At 64.2% G+C, this 16,776-nt stretch carries 19 protein-coding genes; 11 read left to right on the top strand and 8 right to left on the bottom strand.

Going from position 1 to position 16,776, the window contains the following annotated elements; translation table 11 throughout:
- Positions 1–13: 13 nt before the first annotated feature.
- The gene (locus ACFSGJ_RS15375; protein ID WP_390263699.1) at positions 14–820 is read left to right on the top strand and encodes an ion transporter; all 807 of its coding nucleotides are present in this window, start codon (positions 14–16) and stop codon (positions 818–820) included.
- An 81-nt stretch (positions 821–901) separates the two neighbouring features.
- Positions 902–1,396 (top strand): L,D-transpeptidase family protein, encoded by a 495-nt coding sequence (locus ACFSGJ_RS15370; RefSeq protein ID WP_390263697.1) that lies wholly within the window; start codon positions 902–904, stop codon positions 1,394–1,396.
- Positions 1,397–1,462: 66 nt separating this feature from the next.
- Here the strand turns inward: ACFSGJ_RS15370 and dalA are convergent, their stop codons facing one another.
- The gene (dalA, locus tag ACFSGJ_RS15365; RefSeq protein ID WP_390263694.1) at positions 1,463–1,978 is read right to left on the bottom strand and encodes a divisome-associated lipoprotein DalA; all 516 of its coding nucleotides are present in this window, start codon (positions 1,976–1,978) and stop codon (positions 1,463–1,465) included.
- 197 nt (positions 1,979–2,175) lie between these two features.
- Here dalA and ACFSGJ_RS15360 point away from each other — a divergent pair, with 197 nt between their 5' ends.
- Positions 2,176–2,781, top strand: coding sequence for a L,D-transpeptidase (locus ACFSGJ_RS15360; RefSeq protein ID WP_390263691.1), 606 nt, complete (start codon positions 2,176–2,178; stop codon positions 2,779–2,781).
- A 46-nt stretch (positions 2,782–2,827) separates the two neighbouring features.
- On the opposite strand, the gene hemH is transcribed toward ACFSGJ_RS15360, so the two are convergent.
- Positions 2,828–3,916, bottom strand: a complete 1,089-nt coding sequence (hemH, locus tag ACFSGJ_RS15355) for a ferrochelatase (RefSeq protein ID WP_390263688.1) — start codon at positions 3,914–3,916, stop codon at positions 2,828–2,830.
- Between the two features lie 99 nt (positions 3,917–4,015).
- Positions 4,016–4,837, bottom strand: a complete 822-nt coding sequence (locus tag ACFSGJ_RS15350; RefSeq protein WP_390263685.1) for a methyltransferase domain-containing protein — start codon at positions 4,835–4,837, stop codon at positions 4,016–4,018.
- Between the two features lie 53 nt (positions 4,838–4,890).
- Between ACFSGJ_RS15350 and ACFSGJ_RS15345 the strand changes: the two genes are divergently transcribed.
- The 3 genes from ACFSGJ_RS15345 (at position 4,891) to ACFSGJ_RS15335 (ending at position 6,426) form a co-directional block, all read left to right on the top strand.
- Positions 4,891–5,616, top strand: coding sequence for a ComF family protein (locus ACFSGJ_RS15345; protein WP_390263683.1), 726 nt, complete (start codon positions 4,891–4,893; stop codon positions 5,614–5,616).
- A 34-nt stretch (positions 5,617–5,650) separates the two neighbouring features.
- On the top strand, positions 5,651–5,908 hold the full coding sequence (gene grxC, locus ACFSGJ_RS15340; protein WP_390263680.1) for a glutaredoxin 3: 258 nt from the start codon (positions 5,651–5,653) through the stop codon (positions 5,906–5,908).
- A gap of 74 nt (positions 5,909–5,982) precedes the next feature.
- Complete coding sequence (locus ACFSGJ_RS15335) at positions 5,983–6,426, top strand: MarR family winged helix-turn-helix transcriptional regulator (protein ID WP_390263677.1); 444 nt, start codon at positions 5,983–5,985, stop codon at positions 6,424–6,426.
- On the opposite strand, the gene ubiG is transcribed toward ACFSGJ_RS15335, so the two are convergent.
- Positions 6,423–7,163: a bifunctional 2-polyprenyl-6-hydroxyphenol methylase/3-demethylubiquinol 3-O-methyltransferase UbiG gene (gene ubiG / locus ACFSGJ_RS15330; protein WP_390264181.1), complete on the bottom strand. Its 741-nt coding sequence runs from the start codon at positions 7,161–7,163 to the stop codon at positions 6,423–6,425. The genes ACFSGJ_RS15335 and ubiG overlap by 4 nt on opposite strands.
- 67 nt (positions 7,164–7,230) lie before the next feature.
- Between ubiG and pip the strand changes: the two genes are divergently transcribed.
- From pip to infB, 5 genes are all read left to right on the top strand, one after another.
- Positions 7,231–8,223: a prolyl aminopeptidase gene (gene pip / locus ACFSGJ_RS15325; protein ID WP_390263675.1), complete on the top strand. Its 993-nt coding sequence runs from the start codon at positions 7,231–7,233 to the stop codon at positions 8,221–8,223.
- Positions 8,224–8,346: 123 nt separating this feature from the next.
- Positions 8,347–8,937 (top strand): ribosome maturation factor RimP, encoded by a 591-nt coding sequence (gene rimP / locus ACFSGJ_RS15320; protein ID WP_390263672.1) that lies wholly within the window; start codon positions 8,347–8,349, stop codon positions 8,935–8,937.
- 3 nt (positions 8,938–8,940) lie between these two features.
- Complete coding sequence (gene nusA / locus ACFSGJ_RS15315; protein WP_390263669.1) at positions 8,941–10,551, top strand: transcription termination factor NusA; 1,611 nt, start codon at positions 8,941–8,943, stop codon at positions 10,549–10,551.
- 14 nt (positions 10,552–10,565) lie between these two features.
- On the top strand, positions 10,566–11,207 hold the full coding sequence (locus ACFSGJ_RS15310) for an RNA-binding protein (protein ID WP_390263667.1): 642 nt from the start codon (positions 10,566–10,568) through the stop codon (positions 11,205–11,207).
- Entirely contained in the window at positions 11,204–13,705 is a 2,502-nt protein-coding gene (gene infB / locus ACFSGJ_RS15305) for a translation initiation factor IF-2 (RefSeq protein ID WP_390263664.1), read from the top strand. The genes ACFSGJ_RS15310 and infB overlap by 4 nt, the downstream gene beginning before the upstream one ends.
- A 102-nt stretch (positions 13,706–13,807) precedes the next feature.
- Here infB and ACFSGJ_RS15300 read toward each other — a convergent pair whose 3' ends face one another.
- The 4 genes from ACFSGJ_RS15300 to ACFSGJ_RS15285 form a co-directional block, all read right to left on the bottom strand.
- Positions 13,808–13,948 (bottom strand): hypothetical protein, encoded by a 141-nt coding sequence (locus tag ACFSGJ_RS15300; protein WP_390263661.1) that lies wholly within the window; start codon positions 13,946–13,948, stop codon positions 13,808–13,810.
- A gap of 152 nt (positions 13,949–14,100) precedes the next feature.
- Positions 14,101–14,499, bottom strand: coding sequence for an 8-oxo-dGTP diphosphatase MutT (gene mutT, locus ACFSGJ_RS15295; protein ID WP_390263658.1), 399 nt, complete (start codon positions 14,497–14,499; stop codon positions 14,101–14,103).
- Positions 14,496–15,854 carry a bifunctional glutamate N-acetyltransferase/amino-acid acetyltransferase ArgJ gene (gene argJ, locus ACFSGJ_RS15290; protein ID WP_390263655.1) on the bottom strand — a complete coding sequence of 453 codons (1,359 nt, stop codon included), beginning with the start codon at positions 15,852–15,854 and terminating at the stop codon, positions 14,496–14,498. Before argJ ends, mutT begins: the two co-directional genes overlap by 4 nt.
- 18 nt (positions 15,855–15,872) lie before the next feature.
- Complete coding sequence (locus ACFSGJ_RS15285) at positions 15,873–16,709, bottom strand: peptidylprolyl isomerase (RefSeq protein ID WP_390263652.1); 837 nt, start codon at positions 16,707–16,709, stop codon at positions 15,873–15,875.
- Positions 16,710–16,776 lie beyond the last annotated feature (67 nt).

Here is a 16,776-nt window from a genome sequence, read left to right as displayed (position 1 = left end):
AGAGGGGCGGACGATGCGTCAACAGGTCGAGATCTGGCTGGATCAGCCATGGGTGCGCAACGCGATCATCGGGGTGATTGTCTTCAACGCGATCCTGCTGGGGCTGGAAACCTCGGGCACGGTGATGACGCAGATCGGCTGGCTGATCATCGCGCTGGATCTTGCCTGCCTTGCGATATTCGTGGCCGAGATCGGGCTGAAGCTTTTTGCGTTCCGGCTGCGGTTCTTCCGGTCGCCCTGGAACATCTTCGATTTCCTGATCGTCGGCATCTCGCTTGTGCCTGGGGCGCAGACCTTCAGCGTCCTGCGCGCCTTGCGCATCCTGCGGGTGCTGCGCGTCATTTCCGCGGCCCCCCGCCTGCGCCGGGTGGTCGAGGGGTTCATCACGGCACTGCCGGGAATGGGATCGGTCTTTCTGCTGATGGCGCTGATCTTTTACATCGGCGCCGTGATGGCGACCAAGCTCTTTGCCGCATCCTTCCCCGAATGGTTCGGCTCGATCGGCGCCTCGGCCTATACGCTCTTTCAGATCATGACGCTGGAAAGCTGGTCCATGGGCATCGTGCGGCCGGTGATGGACCAGTATGGCTATGCCTGGCTGTTCTTTGTCCCCTTCATAATGATCACCACCTTCGCGGTGGTGAACCTGCTGGTCGGTCTCATCGTCAACTCGATGCAGGACGCCCATCAGGAAGAGGAAACGCAGCGCACCGATGCCTACCGGGATGAGGTTCTGGCCCGGCTTGCCGCGATCGAGGCGCGACTGGCCGAACAGCAGGGCGCGGGTGCAGCGGACGCCCGTCCGGAGCGTATCGGCTGATTTTCGCCAATAAGTTCTGGCCACAGCCCCCGATTCTTCTGTATCTTCGGAAAAAATCCCAGAGGGGCAGGCAGAAAAACAATGCGCATATTTGGCGTTATCGGGCTTATTCTACTTACGGCCCTGGTGGCGGCCTGCGGTAAAAGACCGCCGGCTGTCTATACCGGGCCGGAAATCACCCACATCTATGTCGAGAAAACGAACCGGCGGATGATGCTGTTGCACGGCAACCAGGTCATCAAGATGTATGACATCGACCTCGGGTTTTCACCGGTCGGGCACAAGCAGTTCGAGGGCGACGGCCGCACACCCGAGGGGACCTATTACATCGACCGCCGCAATCCCAACAGCGCCTATCACCTGTCGATCGGGATCTCCTATCCGAATCCGGTCGATCACGCCTTTGCCAAGCAGGTGGGGCGGTCGCCGGGTGGAAACATCTTCATCCACGGGCGCGCCGGCAAGGATGGCGGGAGGCGCGACTGGACCGCAGGCTGCATCGCCGTGACGGACCGGGAGATGGAGGAGATCTGGACGATGGTGAGAACAGGGACGCCGATCACCATCGTGCCCTGAATGGGACCGTAAGCGGGTCATCAGGCCGTAAATCAGACGGGGCGCCAGTGGCGCCCCGTTTCGGTATTACCGGCCGGTGGTCAGCGTCCACCAGATCTTGCCCGACGGTTCCTGATACCAGGCAAACCCCATTTCCCGCGCGACCGGGTCCATGATGACGTTGCGCGTCAGGGGTTCGGCCATCCAGGCGGCCAGCGTCTCAAGCTCGTTCTCATAGGTTTCCGAGATCGCCTCGCCCTGGACCGACCCCGGATAGCCCGCGCGGCGCACGCGGTCGACCGGCGACGATCCGTCGGACCCGAAATGCCAGGGGCGATTCTGAACCGACATGTCGCGCGAATGCGTTGCGGCGGCCGCGTTGAGCTGCGCGTTCAGCGCCAGCGGCGGGCGGTTTCCGGCCTGGCGATAGGTGTTCACCGCATCGAGCATCCGGTACTGGATCTCTCCGGCATTCGCGCTGCGCACGTCATAGATGCGCTGGATCGGGCGGCCATCGGGGCCGAGTTGGGTAATTTCCGTACCGCCACCACAAGCCGCAAGGCCCATTGCAGCGACGAGAATGAGGCCAGTCAGACGAACCATGTTCCTGCCATCCAGATGTATTTGCCAGCCGAGCCATACAGACTTGGCCGAAGATGTTCAATTTCAACTGCCCGGAAGAGAAACAGTTGACAAGGGTTTGATTTGTCGCGATCTGCCGAAGCATCTACTTCTGAAGGGACGACCGGGTTCAACGACGTGGCCTTCACAAATATGTGATCTTTCTAGGAGCAGTGGGAATGAGTGGCGAGGGCTCTCATAACATCAACCGGCGGGTGTTCGTAGGCGCCGGTGTTGCCGCCCTGGCGGCGGCAGCGATGCCCGCATGGGCGCAGCAGATGGACAATTCGACCGAGATGGAACGGTCGCTGTCCACCAACGTGCAGCGTAACATCTCCAGCTTCCGCACGCTGGACTGGCGCCCCTATTTCGACAACCTGCGCAACGGCGCCGTTCTGGTCGATCTCGATTCGCGCGCGCTGCATTACTGGTCCGAGGATCAGAGCGTCTATCGCCTGTTCCCCACCAGCGTTCCGGTCAGCGAGGACCTGACCCGTCGCGGCCGCACCGAAGTGATCCGCAAGGTCGAAGGCCCGTCCTGGGCGCCGACCCCCGCAATGAAGCAGCGCAACCCTGAATGGCCGGATTTCGTCGGCCCCGGCCCGGACAACCCGCTGGGGACGCACGCGCTCTATCTCTCGTGGCAGTATTACCGCATCCACGGGACGCATGACACGCGCAAGATCGGGCGCCGGTCGTCGAATGGCTGTGTCGGTCTTTTCAACGAACATATCGCCGAGCTTTACGGCCTGACCCGCGTCGGCACGCAGGTTCTGCTGATCTGAGACCGCGACAGTCCGGCACGGCGGGCGGCCCTTGGGCCGCCCTTTTTCATTCGATCCAGCCGCGCAGGTTGTCCAGGACCACCGCTTCCAGTGCGGTGATATGCGCGTCATCGGCATTAAGGCAGGGGATATAGGTGAACTGCTCTCCGCCGGCGTGCTCAAAGCTTTCGCGGATTTCCTCGTTGATCTCTTCCAGCGTCTCGATGCAGTCGGCGGAAAAGGCGGGGGCCACGACGGCGATCCGCTTGATGCCGCTTTCGGCGAGGCGCGCGACCTCTTCCACGGTGTAGGGCTTCAGCCATTCCTCGGAGCCAAAGCGCGACTGGAAGGTGGTCACCACCTTGCCCTTTTCCCAGCCCAGCCGTTCGCGCAACAGGCGCGAGGTCTTCTGGCACTGGCAGTGATAGGGATCGCCTTCCAGCAGATAGCGTTTCGGAACCCCGTGATAGGAGGTCACCAGAAGCTCCGGCTTTTCGTCCATCGCGTCCCAGACCCGGCTCACCGATTCCGCAAGCGCCTCAACATAGAGCGGATGCTCGAAATAGGCGGGGACGGTGCGGGCCGCGGGCTGCCACTTTTCCTTCATCAGCGCGCGGAAGAACTGGTCATTCGCGGTGGCGGTCGTCGCGCCCGCATATTGCGGGTAAAGCGGGAAGAACAGGATCTTTTCACATCCCTGCTCGACCAGCGACCGCACCTTGGACTCGGTCGACGGATTGCCGTAGCGCATGCAGAAATCGACGATCACGTCGTCGCCGAACCGTTCCTGCATCCGCGCCGCGATCTTGGCCGTCTGCTCCTTGGTGATCGTCATCAAGGGGCTTTCGCCCTTGTCGTGGTTCCAGATCGATTTGTAGTTCGCGCCGGATGTGAACGGCCGCTTGGTCAGGATCACAAGCTGCAGGAGCGGCTGCCAGAAGAGCGGCGAGTAATCGATCACCCGGCGGTCCGAGAGGAACTCGTTCAGGTACCGCCGCATCGACCAGTAGTCGTAATTGTCCGGCGTCCCGAGATTGGCGAGCAGAAGCCCGATCCGGGCGCGGGGCACCGGCGGGTGGTCAGGCGCGGCATGGGCCAGCCGCCCCTCGCCGGGTTTCATCTTATGCGCAGCGTCGGTTGTCTTTGCGTCGAGCATCGTTATCCCTCTGGCCCTGTCCGTCTGGCCTCGTGTGGCGCTGACATAGACGGTTTCCGCCGCCGTTCAAATGCTGCGCATCGTCGCGGCACGGGCCGTTCATGGCGTGTCTTTTCCCAGCGCATCCGCAAGGCGCGTGATGGCCGATCCGGGGCGGAGCGGTTTCTGCTGCCCCTCATGCGGGGCCCAGCCGGTCAGATAGATCATCTCGAACGTGGCGCGGATGCGGGTGGGGTCGTCGGCTGCCGGAAAATGTTCGGCATAGCGGCGTATGGCCTCCAGCATCACGGCGCGTCGGGTCGGGTGGCGCAGGCGGGCGCCGAGGGCGTTCGATTCGCCCATCGCGCGCAGGTCCCGCATCAGCCGCAGCGGATCGGCATAGGTCACGACGGTCGTCGCGCTGTCCGCGACCGGAAGGGCAAAGCCCGCCCGCTGCAACAAGGCACCCAGATCGCGGATTTCCCCCATCGGCAGAACGCGGGGCGACAGGCCCCCGGTCACATGCGCCTCGGCCTCGGCCAGCGCCCGGCGCAACTCGTTCAGGGTCTGCCCGCCAAAGAGCACCGCGAGAAACAGCCCGTCTGGTCGCAACGCGCGACGACATTGCACCATCTGCCCGACGGGATCATTCGCCCAGTGGAGCGAGAGCGCGTGGATCACCAGATCATGCGCCCCCGGTTTCAGGTCCAGGATATCGTCATCGGGAACGACCTGCGCCCCGGGCAGATCCCAGGCCTCGGGGAAAGGGGTGACGATCGCCGGTGCCGTAAACGTTCTGTTAACCTCGCTCAGTCTCTCCTGCACTTCGGCCGCGGCTTCGCGGTGCAGGAAGAGCTCGGGCGCCCGCGCAATGCGGCGGCGATGCAGCGCCAGCGCGTGGCGGTCGGTCAGGTCAGGGCTGGCTTGCGGCGGGCGGGACATGGGATTGGTCCTGTAGGGCAAGGATTGCCGCTATGTAAGCGGGGGGCGGGGAAATGCAAAGCGTGCTGCAGGCGATCTTTCCGGCGGAATGCCTGTCCTGCCGGGCGCATATTGCGCGGGGGCCCGGGTCAGGCCCGGGACTTTGCGGGGCGTGCTGGCGCGACACGGCGTTTGTGGCGGGCCTTTGCTGCGACCACTGCGGCGTGCAGCTGCCGGGCCAGGAGGCGCAGGCGACGCTGTGCGACGACTGCCTGTCGACACCGCGGCCTTGGGCGCGCGGCCGGGCGGTCATGACCTATGGCGGGGTGGGGCGGCGGCTGATCCTTGCGCTCAAACACGGGGACCGGCTGAATATAGCGCGGCCCGCCGGGATGTGGATGGCGCGGGCGGCGGCCCCGATCCTGCTGCCGGACATGGTGGTGGCGCCGGTTCCGCTTCACTGGACGCGGCTTTTGCGGCGGCGCTACAACCAGTCGGCGCTTCTGTCGCGGGCGCTCGCGAGGGAGGCCGGGCTCGATCACTGCCCGGATCTTTTGCTGCGCCGCCGCCGGACCTCCAGCCAGGACGGCAAAGGGCGTGCGGAAAGGGCCGAAAATCTTGCCGGCGCGATCACCGCCCATCCGCGCCGCACCGTGCGGATGCAGGGCCGCAACGTTCTTCTGGTCGATGATGTGATGACGTCGGGCGCGACCCTCGCCGAGGCCGCGCGGGCCTGCCTTGAGGCGGGCGCCGCAGGGGTGCGCATCGTGGTACTGGCCCGCGTTGCGAAGAATGCCTAAATACCTATAGTTACCGCTTCCTGGGGAATGGGCCATGCAACCTGTCGAAATCTACACCTCGCCCACTTGTGGCTATTGTCATGCGGCCAAGCATCTGCTGCGCCAAAAAGGCGTGTCGTTCACCGAACATGACGTGTCGCGCGATCCGGCCCTGCGGCAAAAGATGATGCAACGGGCAAACGGCCGCCATACCGTGCCGCAGATCTTCATCGGCACGACCCATGTCGGCGGCTCGGACGATCTGCATGCGCTGGAACGGGCCGGCAAGCTCGACGCGCTGCTGGCGGGCTGAGCGATGCGCCCGGGGCGGATGGGGCACCGGCCAGCGACTTGCCCGCCCCGGGCGACAGCCGTCGGGACGGACGCATGACGAACGGCAAGACCGAAGATCTTGCCGCGGCGCTGTTCGGCGAACTTTTCATGGCCGATCAGCTGGCCCGGACGCTGATCGGGCGCGTGATGCCCAAGGGGATGGAGCTGTCGCATTTCAGCGTCCTGAACCATCTGGCGGGCGTGGGCGATGAACGGACGCCGGCGCAGCTTGCGCGCAGCTTTCACGTCACCCGCGGGGCGATGACCAACACGCTTTCACGGCTGGAACAGGCGGGGCATGTCCATATCCGCCCCGACTGGGACGATGCGCGTCGTAAATTCGTCTCTATCAGCCCGGCGGGTCGTGCTGCGCGCGACGCCGCCCTTCAGGCGATCACGCCAGTGCTTGGCGACGTGGTGCGCGCCTTGGGCGCCGAACGGGTGCGCGCCGTTCTTCCGGTGCTGCGCGAACTGCGACTGCGGATGGAGGCGGATTAGCGCCGGATGCTCGCGGTCACGTAATTCACCGACAGATCCCGATCCGACAGCGACCAGGACCATGTGACGGGGTTGAACACGAACCCCTTGCGGTCCACCGGGTCCAGCCCCGCGCGGCGGAGCAGGTCATAAAGCTCGTCCGGCGTGATGAACTTTGACCAGTCATGGGTGCCCTTGGGCAGCCAGCGCATCACATATTCCGCACCGACAATCGCCATGAGCCAGCTTTTCGGGTTCCGGTTCAGGGTCGAGCAGATCATCAGCCCGCCCGGCCGCAACAGCGAATGGCAGGCCGAAAGATAGGTCAGCGGGTTGGCCACATGTTCCACGACCTCCATGTTCAGGACGATATCGAAGGTCTCGCCGGCGGCGGCCAGATCCTCGGCCGTGGTGTGGCGATAGTCTATGGCAAGGCCCATCTGCTCGGCATGGATGCGGGCGACGGGGATATTGCGTTCCGCCGCATCGGCGCCCACGATATCGGCGCCCAACCGCGCCATCGGTTCCGAAAGGAGGCCGCCCCCGCACCCGATGTCGAGAATGCGCAGCCCCGCAAAGGGACGCTCGGATCCGGGGTCGCGCCCGAATTCCGCCGCGATCTGGCGCACGATGTAATCCAGCCGGCAGGGGTTGAGCATGTGCAGCGGCTTGAACTTGCCGTTCGGGTCCCACCACTCGGCGGCCATGGCCTGGAACTTGGCGACCTCTGCCGCGTCTATGGTTGAGCCGGTTCGCACGGTCATCTTCAGTCTCTCGCTTGAAAACCCCGTGGCGGGGCGGGTTCCGGCGTTATATAGGACAATCATGGACAGAACCGCAGGCCAAAAGCGCGCAGCCGCCGCCTTTCTCTATCCGCCGCTCGATCCGTTCGACCAGCGGGTGCTGGACGTGGGCGACGGGCACCGCATCTATGTCGAACAATGCGGCGCGCGCGACGGGCTTCCGGTTGTCGTCCTGCATGGCGGGCCGGGGGGCGGATGCAGCCCCGCGATGCGCCGCTATTTCGACCCCACGGTCTATCGGATCATCCTGTTCGACCAGCGGGGCTGCGGCCGGTCGCGGCCCCATGCGAGCGTCGAGGCGAACACCACCTGGCATCTGGTCGCCGATATCGAACTGATCCGGGAATCGCTCGGCATCCCGCGCTGGATCGTTTTTGGCGGAAGCTGGGGGGCCACGCTTGCGCTGCTTTATGCGCAGGCTCATCCGGACCGTGTCGCCCATCTGGTGCTGCGGGGTGTCTTTCTGATGACCCGGGCCGAGCTTGACTGGTTCTACGGCGGCGGGGCCGGGCGGTTCTGGCCCGACCTCTGGGCTCGGTTCGTCTCACTGATCCCGGAAGATGAGCGTCACGACCTGATCGGCGCCTATCACCGCAGGCTGTTCAGCGGCGACACCGTTGAGGAAACGCGCCACGCCCGCGCCTGGGCGGCCTGGGAAAACGCATTGGCCGCGATCGAACATGAAGGCCCGGTGGGCGAGGCGCCCGGCGACTATGCCCGAGCCTTTGCGCGGCTGGAGAATCACTACTTCACCCATGCCGGCTTCCTGCATCGCGATGACCAGATCATCGCCGACCTGCCGCGGATCGCCGAGATTCCCGGGACGATCGTGCAGGGCCGCTATGACATGATCTGCCCGCCCGCTGCGGCCTGGCATCTGGCGCAGAACTGGCCCCGCGCGGATCTGAAGCTGGTGGGCATGGCAGGGCACGCCTTGTCCGAGCCCGGGATCACCGCGGAACTCGTGCGGAGCATGAACCTGCTGCGCCACAAGGGCCCGGCGCTGGGCATCTGATTCATCGGCCTTGCGGCCGACGGGATTTGCCCCTATATGGCAGCCAATAGCGGCGCTTCGGATGATCCGGGGCCCACCGGATAAGACAACGGGCCGCGCGCCCGTTTTTTTGTATTTGGACCCATGACCGATCTTATCGCAAAAACCGCCATCGACCGGCGCCTCGCCGAGATCATCACCCCCGCCATCGAGGGGTTGGGTTTTGAGCTTGTGCGCGTCCGGCTGCAGGGCGGCAAGACCCGTGTGCTGCAGATCATGGCCGACCGTCCGGAAGGGGGGATCGTCGTTGACGAATGCGCCATGATTTCCACCGCCGTATCGGCCGTGCTCGACGTAGAGGACCCGCTTGACGACGCCTATATGCTGGAGGTTTCAAGCCCCGGCATCGACCGCCCGCTGACGCGGCTCAAGGATTTCGACGTCTGGGAAGGGTATGAGGCGCGGGTCGAGACGACCGAGCTGATCGATGGCCGCCGTCGCTTCAAGGGCGAGCTGCGCGGGACCGAAGGCGACGAGATACTGATCGAGATCGAAGAGGGCGTGATCGGACTCAAGTTCGACTGGCTCTCGGATGCAAAGCTGATCCTGACCGACGACCTGATTGCCGAGATGCTGCGCCAGCGCAAGGAAGCCGGCATCATCGATGAAACCGAATTCGACGAGATTGAAACCGACACCGATGATGAATCGGACACCGCTTCGGAAAAGGAGTGAGACATGGCAATCACCTCTGCCAACCAGCTTGAACTGCTGCAGACCGCCGAAGCGGTGGCGCGCGAAAAGATGATCGACCCCGATCTGGTCGTTCAGGCGATGGAAGAAAGCCTCGCCCGGGCCGCCAAGTCGCGCTATGGCTCCGAACTGGACATCCGCGTCAGCATCGACCGCAAGACGGGGCGCGCGCGCTTTACCCGGGTCCGCACGGTGGTCGAGGATGACGCGGTCGAGAACATGCAGGCGGAACTGACCGTCAAGCAGGCAAAGCAGTATCTCGCCGATCCCAAGGTCGGGGACGAGATCGTGGATGAGGTGCCGCCGGTCGATCTGGGCCGTATCGCGGCGCAATCGGCCAAGCAGGTGATCCTGCAGAAGGTCCGCGAGGCAGAGCGCGACCGGCAGTACGAGGAATTCAAGGACCGCAAGGGCACGATCATCAACGGCACCGTCCGCCGCGAGGAATACGGCAATATCATCGTCGATATCGGCCGCGGCGAGGCGATCCTGCGCCGGAACGAGAAGATCGGCCGCGAAAGCTATCGCCCGAACGACCGTATCCGCGCCTTCGTCAAGGATGTCCGCCGTGAGGCGCGCGGCCCGCAGGTCTTCCTGTCGCGGACGGCGCCGGAATTCATGGCCGAACTCTTCAAGATGGAAGTGCCCGAAATCTATGACGGTGTCATCGAGATCAAGGCCGTGGCCCGTGACCCCGGCAGCCGGGCAAAGATCGCGGTGATCAGCTATGACGGCTCGATCGACCCGGTGGGCGCTTGTGTCGGTATGCGCGGCAGCCGCGTTCAGGCGGTGGTGAACGAACTTCAGGGCGAAAAGATCGACATCATTCCGTGGAATGAGGATCAGGCGACCTTCCTTGTGAACGCGTTGCAGCCGGCCGAGGTGTCGAAGGTCGTCATCGACGAGGATGCGGGCCGGATCGAGGTCGTGGTCCCGGATGAACAGCTTTCGCTCGCCATCGGCCGTCGCGGCCAGAACGTGCGCCTGGCCAGCCAGCTTACAGGTCTCGACATCGACATCATGACCGAGGCCGATGAGGCCGCGCGGCGTCAGGCGGAATTCGCCGAGCGCACGCAGCTCTTCATGGATGCGCTGGACGTGGATGAGACGCTGGCGCAACTTCTTGTGGCCGAGGGCTTCACAAATCTCGAAGAAGTCGCATATGTCGATCAGGACGAACTCCTCTCCATCGACGGCTTTGACGAGGATACCGCGAACGAGCTTCAGGCCCGGGCGCGCGACCAGATCGAAGAGGCGACCCGCAAGGCGCTTGAGGCCGCGCGCGCCCTTGGCGCAGAGGACAGCCTGATCGAGTTCGAGGGACTGACCCCGCAGATGGTCGAGGCTCTGGCCCAGGATGGCGTCAAGACGCTGGAAGATTTCGCGACCTGCGCGGACTGGGAACTGGCCGGCGGCTGGACGACGGTCAATGGCCAGCGCGTCAAGGATGAGGGCGTTCTGGAAAAATTCGATGTGAGCCTCGAAGAGGCGCAGCATCTGGTGATGACGGCGCGTGTTCTTCTGGGCTGGGTGGATCCGGCCGAACTGGAAGGTGCCGCCGAAGAAGAAGAGGCCGCAGAGGGCGAGGAGCCCTGAGGCCAGGAGGCAGCATGACGCGCGGCGGACGCGACAAGGACCGGGACGAACCGGAACGCCGGTGCATCGCGACGGGCGAAAGCCAGCCCAAGGCGGGCCTGATCCGCTTTGTGGTCGGACCGGAGGGTCAGGTGATTCCCGACCTTCTGGAACGGCTTCCGGGGCGGGGCATCTGGGTCAGCGCCGACCGAGCTGCGGTGGAAAAGGCGGTGAAGAAGGGCCTTTTCGCGCGTGCCGCCCGCCAGCCGGTGCAGACCGGGGATCTGGTCTCGGCGCTTGAGGCCGGGCTGGGACGCCGTGTCGTCGACCTTTTGTCGCTGGCGCGCAAGGGTGGCGCGGCGGTGGCCGGGTTCGAAAAGGTGAAGGATTGGCTGGTCAAGGACCAGGCAGAGGTCCTGATCCAGGCCTGTGACGGGTCGGAACGAGGCAAGACGAAACTCCGCCCGCCCGAGCCTGTGAATGCAGGAGATACGACCTTTATCGGCTGCCTCACGGCTGCTGAATTGGGTTTGGCTTTTGGACGGGAACATGTGATACATGCCGCGCTTGCGGCTGGTGGACTCACGGCGCGTGTTGTAGACGAGGCGCGAAAGCTCTCGGGCATCCGTGGGCAGATCGGTGGCAGGGCCGCCGGGAAGGATACGAAAGACGCATGAGCGATACAGACGGTAAGAAGCCCCTTGGGCTGCGCGGATCGAATTCAGGTCAGGTGAAGCAGAGCTTCAGCCACGGCCGGACCAAGGCTGTTGTGGTGGAAACCAAGCGCAAGCGCGTGGTCGTGCCCAAGCCGGGTGCGGGTTCGGGTGCTGCCTCGGGGTCATCGCCGCATCTCGGTGATCCGTCCAAACGTCCCGCGGGTATCAGCGACGCCGAGATGGAGCGTCGCCTGAGGGCGGTTCAGGCCGCCCGTGCCCGCGAGGCCGAAGATACCGCGCGGCGCGAGCGTGAAGAGCGCGAGCGCGAGGAAGAGCGTCAGCGCAAACGCGAAGAGATCGAGGCCCGGGAGCGTGAAGAGCGCGAGCGGGAAGAGCGCGCGCGGCTGAAGGCCGAGGAAGAAGAGCGTGAAAAGGCCGCAGAGGCCGAACGTGCCCGCCGCAGCGCCGAGCGCAAGAAGACCGCGGATGCGACGCCTGCCGCACCAGAGGCGCCGGCAGCCGAACGCTCGATGCCCAAGCCTGCCTCTGCCCCCCGCAAGGTGGAGCGTGAGCGCGATGCCGATCGCGACGGCCGCGGCAAAGGCAAGGGCGACGAAAGCCGCCGTGCCGGCAAGCTGACCCTGAACGAGGCGCTTTCGGGCGAAGGCGGCCGTCAGCGCAGCCTTGCGGCCATGAAGCGCAAGCAGGAACGGGCGCGCCAAAAGGCGATGGGCTCCGGCCAGTCGCGCGAAAAGCAGGTGCGCGATGTGCAGCTTCCTGAAACCATCGTGGTGCAGGAACTTGCGAACCGCATGGCCGAACGGGTCGCGGATGTGGTCAAGGCGCTGATGAAGATGGGCGTCATGGCCACCATGAACCAGACCATCGATGCCGATACGGCTGAGCTTCTGATCGAGGAATTCGGCCATCGCGCCGTGCGCGTTTCCGATGCCGATGTGGAACAGGTCATCGATTCGGTCAAGGATGCGCCCGAAGATCTCGTTGCGCGCCCGCCGATCATCACGATCATGGGCCACGTCGACCACGGCAAGACCTCGCTTCTGGATGCGATCCGCAAGACCAACGTCGTTTCTGGCGAGGCCGGGGGGATTACCCAGCATATCGGTGCGTATCAGGTGCGCACCGAGAGCGGGGCTGTTCTCACCTTCCTCGACACGCCGGGCCACGCCGCCTTTACGTCGATGCGAGCCCGTGGTGCGCAGGTGACGGACGTCGTCGTGCTGGTTGTCGCGGCCGATGACGCGGTCATGCCGCAGACGGTCGAGGCGATCAATCACGCCAAGGCGGCCGGAGTCCCGATGATCGTCGCGATCAACAAATGCGACAAGCCTTCGGCCCAGCCTGACAAGGTGCGGACGGACCTTCTTCAGCACGAGGTCGTCGTCGAGAAGATGTCCGGCGATGTGCAGGATGTCGAGGTTTCGGCCCTGACCGGCAAGGGGCTGGACGAGCTTCTGGATGCGATCGCCTTGCAGGCAGAAATCCTTGAGCTTCATGCCAACCCGAAACGTGCCGCGATGGGTGCGGTGATCGAGGCAAAGCTGGACGTGGGCCGTGGCCCCGTAGCGACTGTCCTTGTTCAGAACGGAACGCTGAAGCAGGGCGATATCTTTGTCGTGGGCGAACAGTGGGGCAAGGTCCGCGCGCTCATCAACGATCAGGGTGAGCGGGTGAAAGAAGCCGGACCGTCGGTTCCGGTCGAGGTTCTGGGTCTGAACGGAACGCCCGAGGCGGGTGACGTGCTCAACGTCGTCGAGACCGAGGCGCAGGCCCGCGAGATCGCCGATTACCGGGCGCAGGCGGCCAAGGACCGGCGTGCTGCGGCGGGTGCCGCGACCACGCTGGAACAGCTTATGGCCAAGGCCAAGGCGGATCAGAGCGTGGCGGAACTGCCCGTGGTAGTGAAGGCCGATGTGCAGGGCTCTGCCGAGGCGATTGTCCAGGCGCTCGAAAAGGTCGGAAACGACGAGGTGCGCGTCCGGGTCCTGCATTACGGCGTGGGCGCGATCACCGAGTCCGATATTGGTCTGGCAGAAGCGTCGGGCGCCCCGGTCATCGGCTTCAACGTCCGTGCCAACGCTCCGGCCCGCAACGCGGCCAACCAGAAGGGCGTGGAGATCCGCTATTACTCGGTGATCTACGACCTTGTGGACGATGTGAAGGCGGCGGCGTCTGGCCTGCTTTCGGCCGAGATCCGCGAAAAGTTCATCGGCTATGCGGAAATCCGCGAGGTGTTCAAGGTTACGGGCGTGGGCAAGGTTGCCGGCTGTCTCGTTACCGAGGGCGTGGCGCGCCGTTCTGCCGGGGTCCGGCTGCTGCGCGACAACGTGGTTATTCACGAAGGCACGCTCAAGACGCTCAAGCGCTTCAAGGACGAGGTCAAGGAAGTGGTGTCCGGGCAGGAATGCGGTATGGCATTCGAGGCCTATGACGACATCCGTCCCGGCGACATCATCGAGATCTTCGAGCGTGAGGAAGTGGAGCGCACGCTCGCCTGAGATTGTGCAGATAGAAATGAAGACAGCCGGATCGTCATGCGATCCGGCTGTTTCAACTGAAACTCATACTGACTGCTTTGGCACCCGGTGCCGAAAGCTTCGTCACGCCGCCTGATCGTTCCCGACCGGGGTCCCGACGAACGTCTTGTCACCAACCCGCACGGCAACCTTACCGTCGGGGAGCTGGCGCAGGAACATGCCCTGAACCGAGATGTAGCTACCGATGTTGATCGTCCGGATCATGATTCGACCCCTGTTTGTCTACCCATGACTCTGAATTTAAGGGGAATCGGATAAAAAAACATTAGGAATTTGGGCGCAGGTCACAAAATTACGCCTAATTTTCGACAATTTTGCGAAAAGTGAGGCCCCGTGACCGTTTAGCCGGAAATGGGTCAGAGCCATTCACGCAATACTGCAACAATCGGGACGTCTGCGGGGGGCATCGGAAAGTCACGGAGCCGCTCCTTCCGCACCCAGGAAAGCGCCTGACCTTCCTTCGAAACCGGTGTCCCGGCCCATTTGCGGCAGGCAAACACCGGCATGAGCAGGTGGAAGTTGGCATAGGCGTGGCTGGCAAAGGTCAGGGGCGCAAGGCAGCTTGACCAGGTCTCGATCCCCAGTTCCTCGTGCAGCTCGCGGATCAGGGCCTGCTCGGGCGTCTCGCCTTGCTCAACCTTGCCGCCGGGGAATTCCCAAAGGCCCGCCATCGACTTGCCTTCGGGACGTTGTGCCAAAAGCACGCGGCCATCCGCGTCGATCAACGCGACAGCCGAAACGAGGACGATCTTCATGAACGATAGTCGGCGTTGATGTCGATGTATCCATGCGTGAGATCGCAGGTCCAGACCTGGGCCCGCCCGCGGCCCAGCCCCAGATCGACCGCAATCGTCAGTTCCTGGCCGCGCATATAGGCCGAGGTCTCCGCCTCGTCGTAATCCGGCGCGCGCCATCCCTTTTCGGCGACGAGGATCTTTCCGAACCGGATCGAAAGCAGGTCACGGTCGGCCTTGGCCCCCGATTTCCCGACCGCCATCACGACACGGCCCCAGTTCGCATCCTCGCCCGCGATCGCCGTCTTGACGAGTGGCGAGTTCGCGATGGCCATGGCGACGCGCCGTGCGTCCCCGGCGTCTGCCGCGCCCGTCACCTTGACCTCGACGAATTTCGTCGCGCCCTCGCCGTCACGCACGACCTGATGCGCAAGATCCATCATCACCGTCCGCAGGGCACGTTCAAAGGCCTTGGCCGGGCCCGAGCGCATGTCGGAAATCTCCGGGGCGGCACTTTTCCCCGTTGCGGCAACGATCATCGCGTCCGAAGTCGAGGTGTCGCTGTCCACGGTGATGCAGTTGAACGTCTTGTCTGTCAGGCGGCCGACCATCTTTTGCAGCGGGCCGGCCGCGATTTTCGCATCGGTGAAGATATAGACGAGCATCGTCGCCATGTCCGGCGCAATCATGCCCGACCCCTTGGCGATTCCCGCGATGCGCACCGGCTGGCCGTCGATCTCGATCTCGGCGGCAGCACCTTTCGGGAAGGTGTCGGTGGTCATGATCGCCCTGGCGGCAGCCTCGATTGTATCCTCCGACAGAGCCCCTGCAAGCTCCTCCAGCTTGGCGGTGATCCGGTCATGGGGCAGCGGTTCACCGATCACACCTGTCGAGGAGGAGAAAACGCGCTTCTGCGGCACACCCAGAACCCGCGCGACCTCGGCCGTGACCTGATCGACGGCCGATTGGCCTGCGGCGCCGGTAAAGGCATTGGCATTGCCGGAATTCACGATGATCGCAGCGCCCTCATCGGAAGGCGCACGGCGGCGCAGCTTCGCCTGGCAATCGAGGACCGACGCGGCCCGTGTGGCCGAGCGGGTAAACGCCCCCGCAATCGCGGTTCCGGGTGCGAGGCGCACAAGCATCACATCGGTCCGGTTGCGATAACGGACACCGGCCTCGGCGGTCGCGAATTCCACACCCGCGATCACCGGAAGCTGCGGAAAGGCCGCGGGTGCGAGCGGCGAGACGGAATGGCCCTTGGCAGCTTTTGGCGCGGTCGCGGCGACATCGGCCTTCAGCGCCTTGAGCTTCTTGCGAAGGCCCTTGGCCTCGGCCTTCAGCTTTGCCTTGGCGCCCTTTTCCTTTTTGGTCATTCCGTCCCCCCGATCGGCTCAGTCGAGCAACATCTGATCGCGAAGGACCGCCGGGTCAATCCCTTCGTCATTGCGGGCGATCTCGGCATTTCCGGTGGCCTCGGCGATGCGGTTCTGGACCGCCTCGTTCTGAAGCTGGACGGCAAGCTCGGACCGCACCTCATCGAGCGAGGGCGCCTCGGCCAGGCGGGTTTCGTTCAGCAGCACGAGATGCCAGCCGAACTGCGTCTCGATCGGGTCAGAGATCTCGCCGACCTCAAGCGCCGTCACGGCGTCCTCAAAGGGCTGCACCATCATGCCGGGGCCGAACCACCCGAGGGCTCCGCCACCCTGCGCCGCGCCATCCTGCGAATGGGTCCGCGCGAGCTCGGCGAAATCGGCACCTTCATCAAGCTCTTGCCGCAGCGCCTGCGCCTCTTCCTCGGTTTCGACAAGGATATGCGAGGCGTTGTATTCCTGCGAGGGTTCAGCCCCGGCGAAACGTTCCTCATAGGCAGCCTGCAGGGCCTCGTCGCTGATGGCCTCTTCGGCGCTCTGCGACAGGACGACGCTTGCGATATAGGCGCGGCGCTCGTTCTCGATGGCGATCTCGTCGCGGCGCGAAAGCTCGCCCTCAAGCGATTGCGCAAGGGCGGTCTGCTGGATCAGCTGGTCGAGGATGCCCTCGAACAGCAGTTCGTCCGGCAGGCTTTGATATTGTTCGGGTAGTTGTTCGCGCAGAACGATCATCTCGCCCAGCGTGATGTCGGTCCCGTTCACGGTGGCGACCACCGTGTCCGCATCCTGGGCCATCGCCGGCAGCGCGAGCGCGAGCGCGACGGCAGAGCCGAGCCAGAGGCTTGCGGGTTTCGACATATTGACACTCCTGCATGAGGCCGCGGCACCCGCGACGTTGACACTCTGCGGGCTGACCCTTACATCG

This window comes from Halodurantibacterium flavum, from assembly GCF_042681825.1.
In the GTDB taxonomy this organism is placed as follows: domain Bacteria; phylum Pseudomonadota; class Alphaproteobacteria; order Rhodobacterales; family Rhodobacteraceae; genus Halodurantibacterium; species Halodurantibacterium flavum.
Note: the sequence above shows the minus strand (reverse complement) of the source record. Positions and strands in the feature narration are given on the sequence as shown.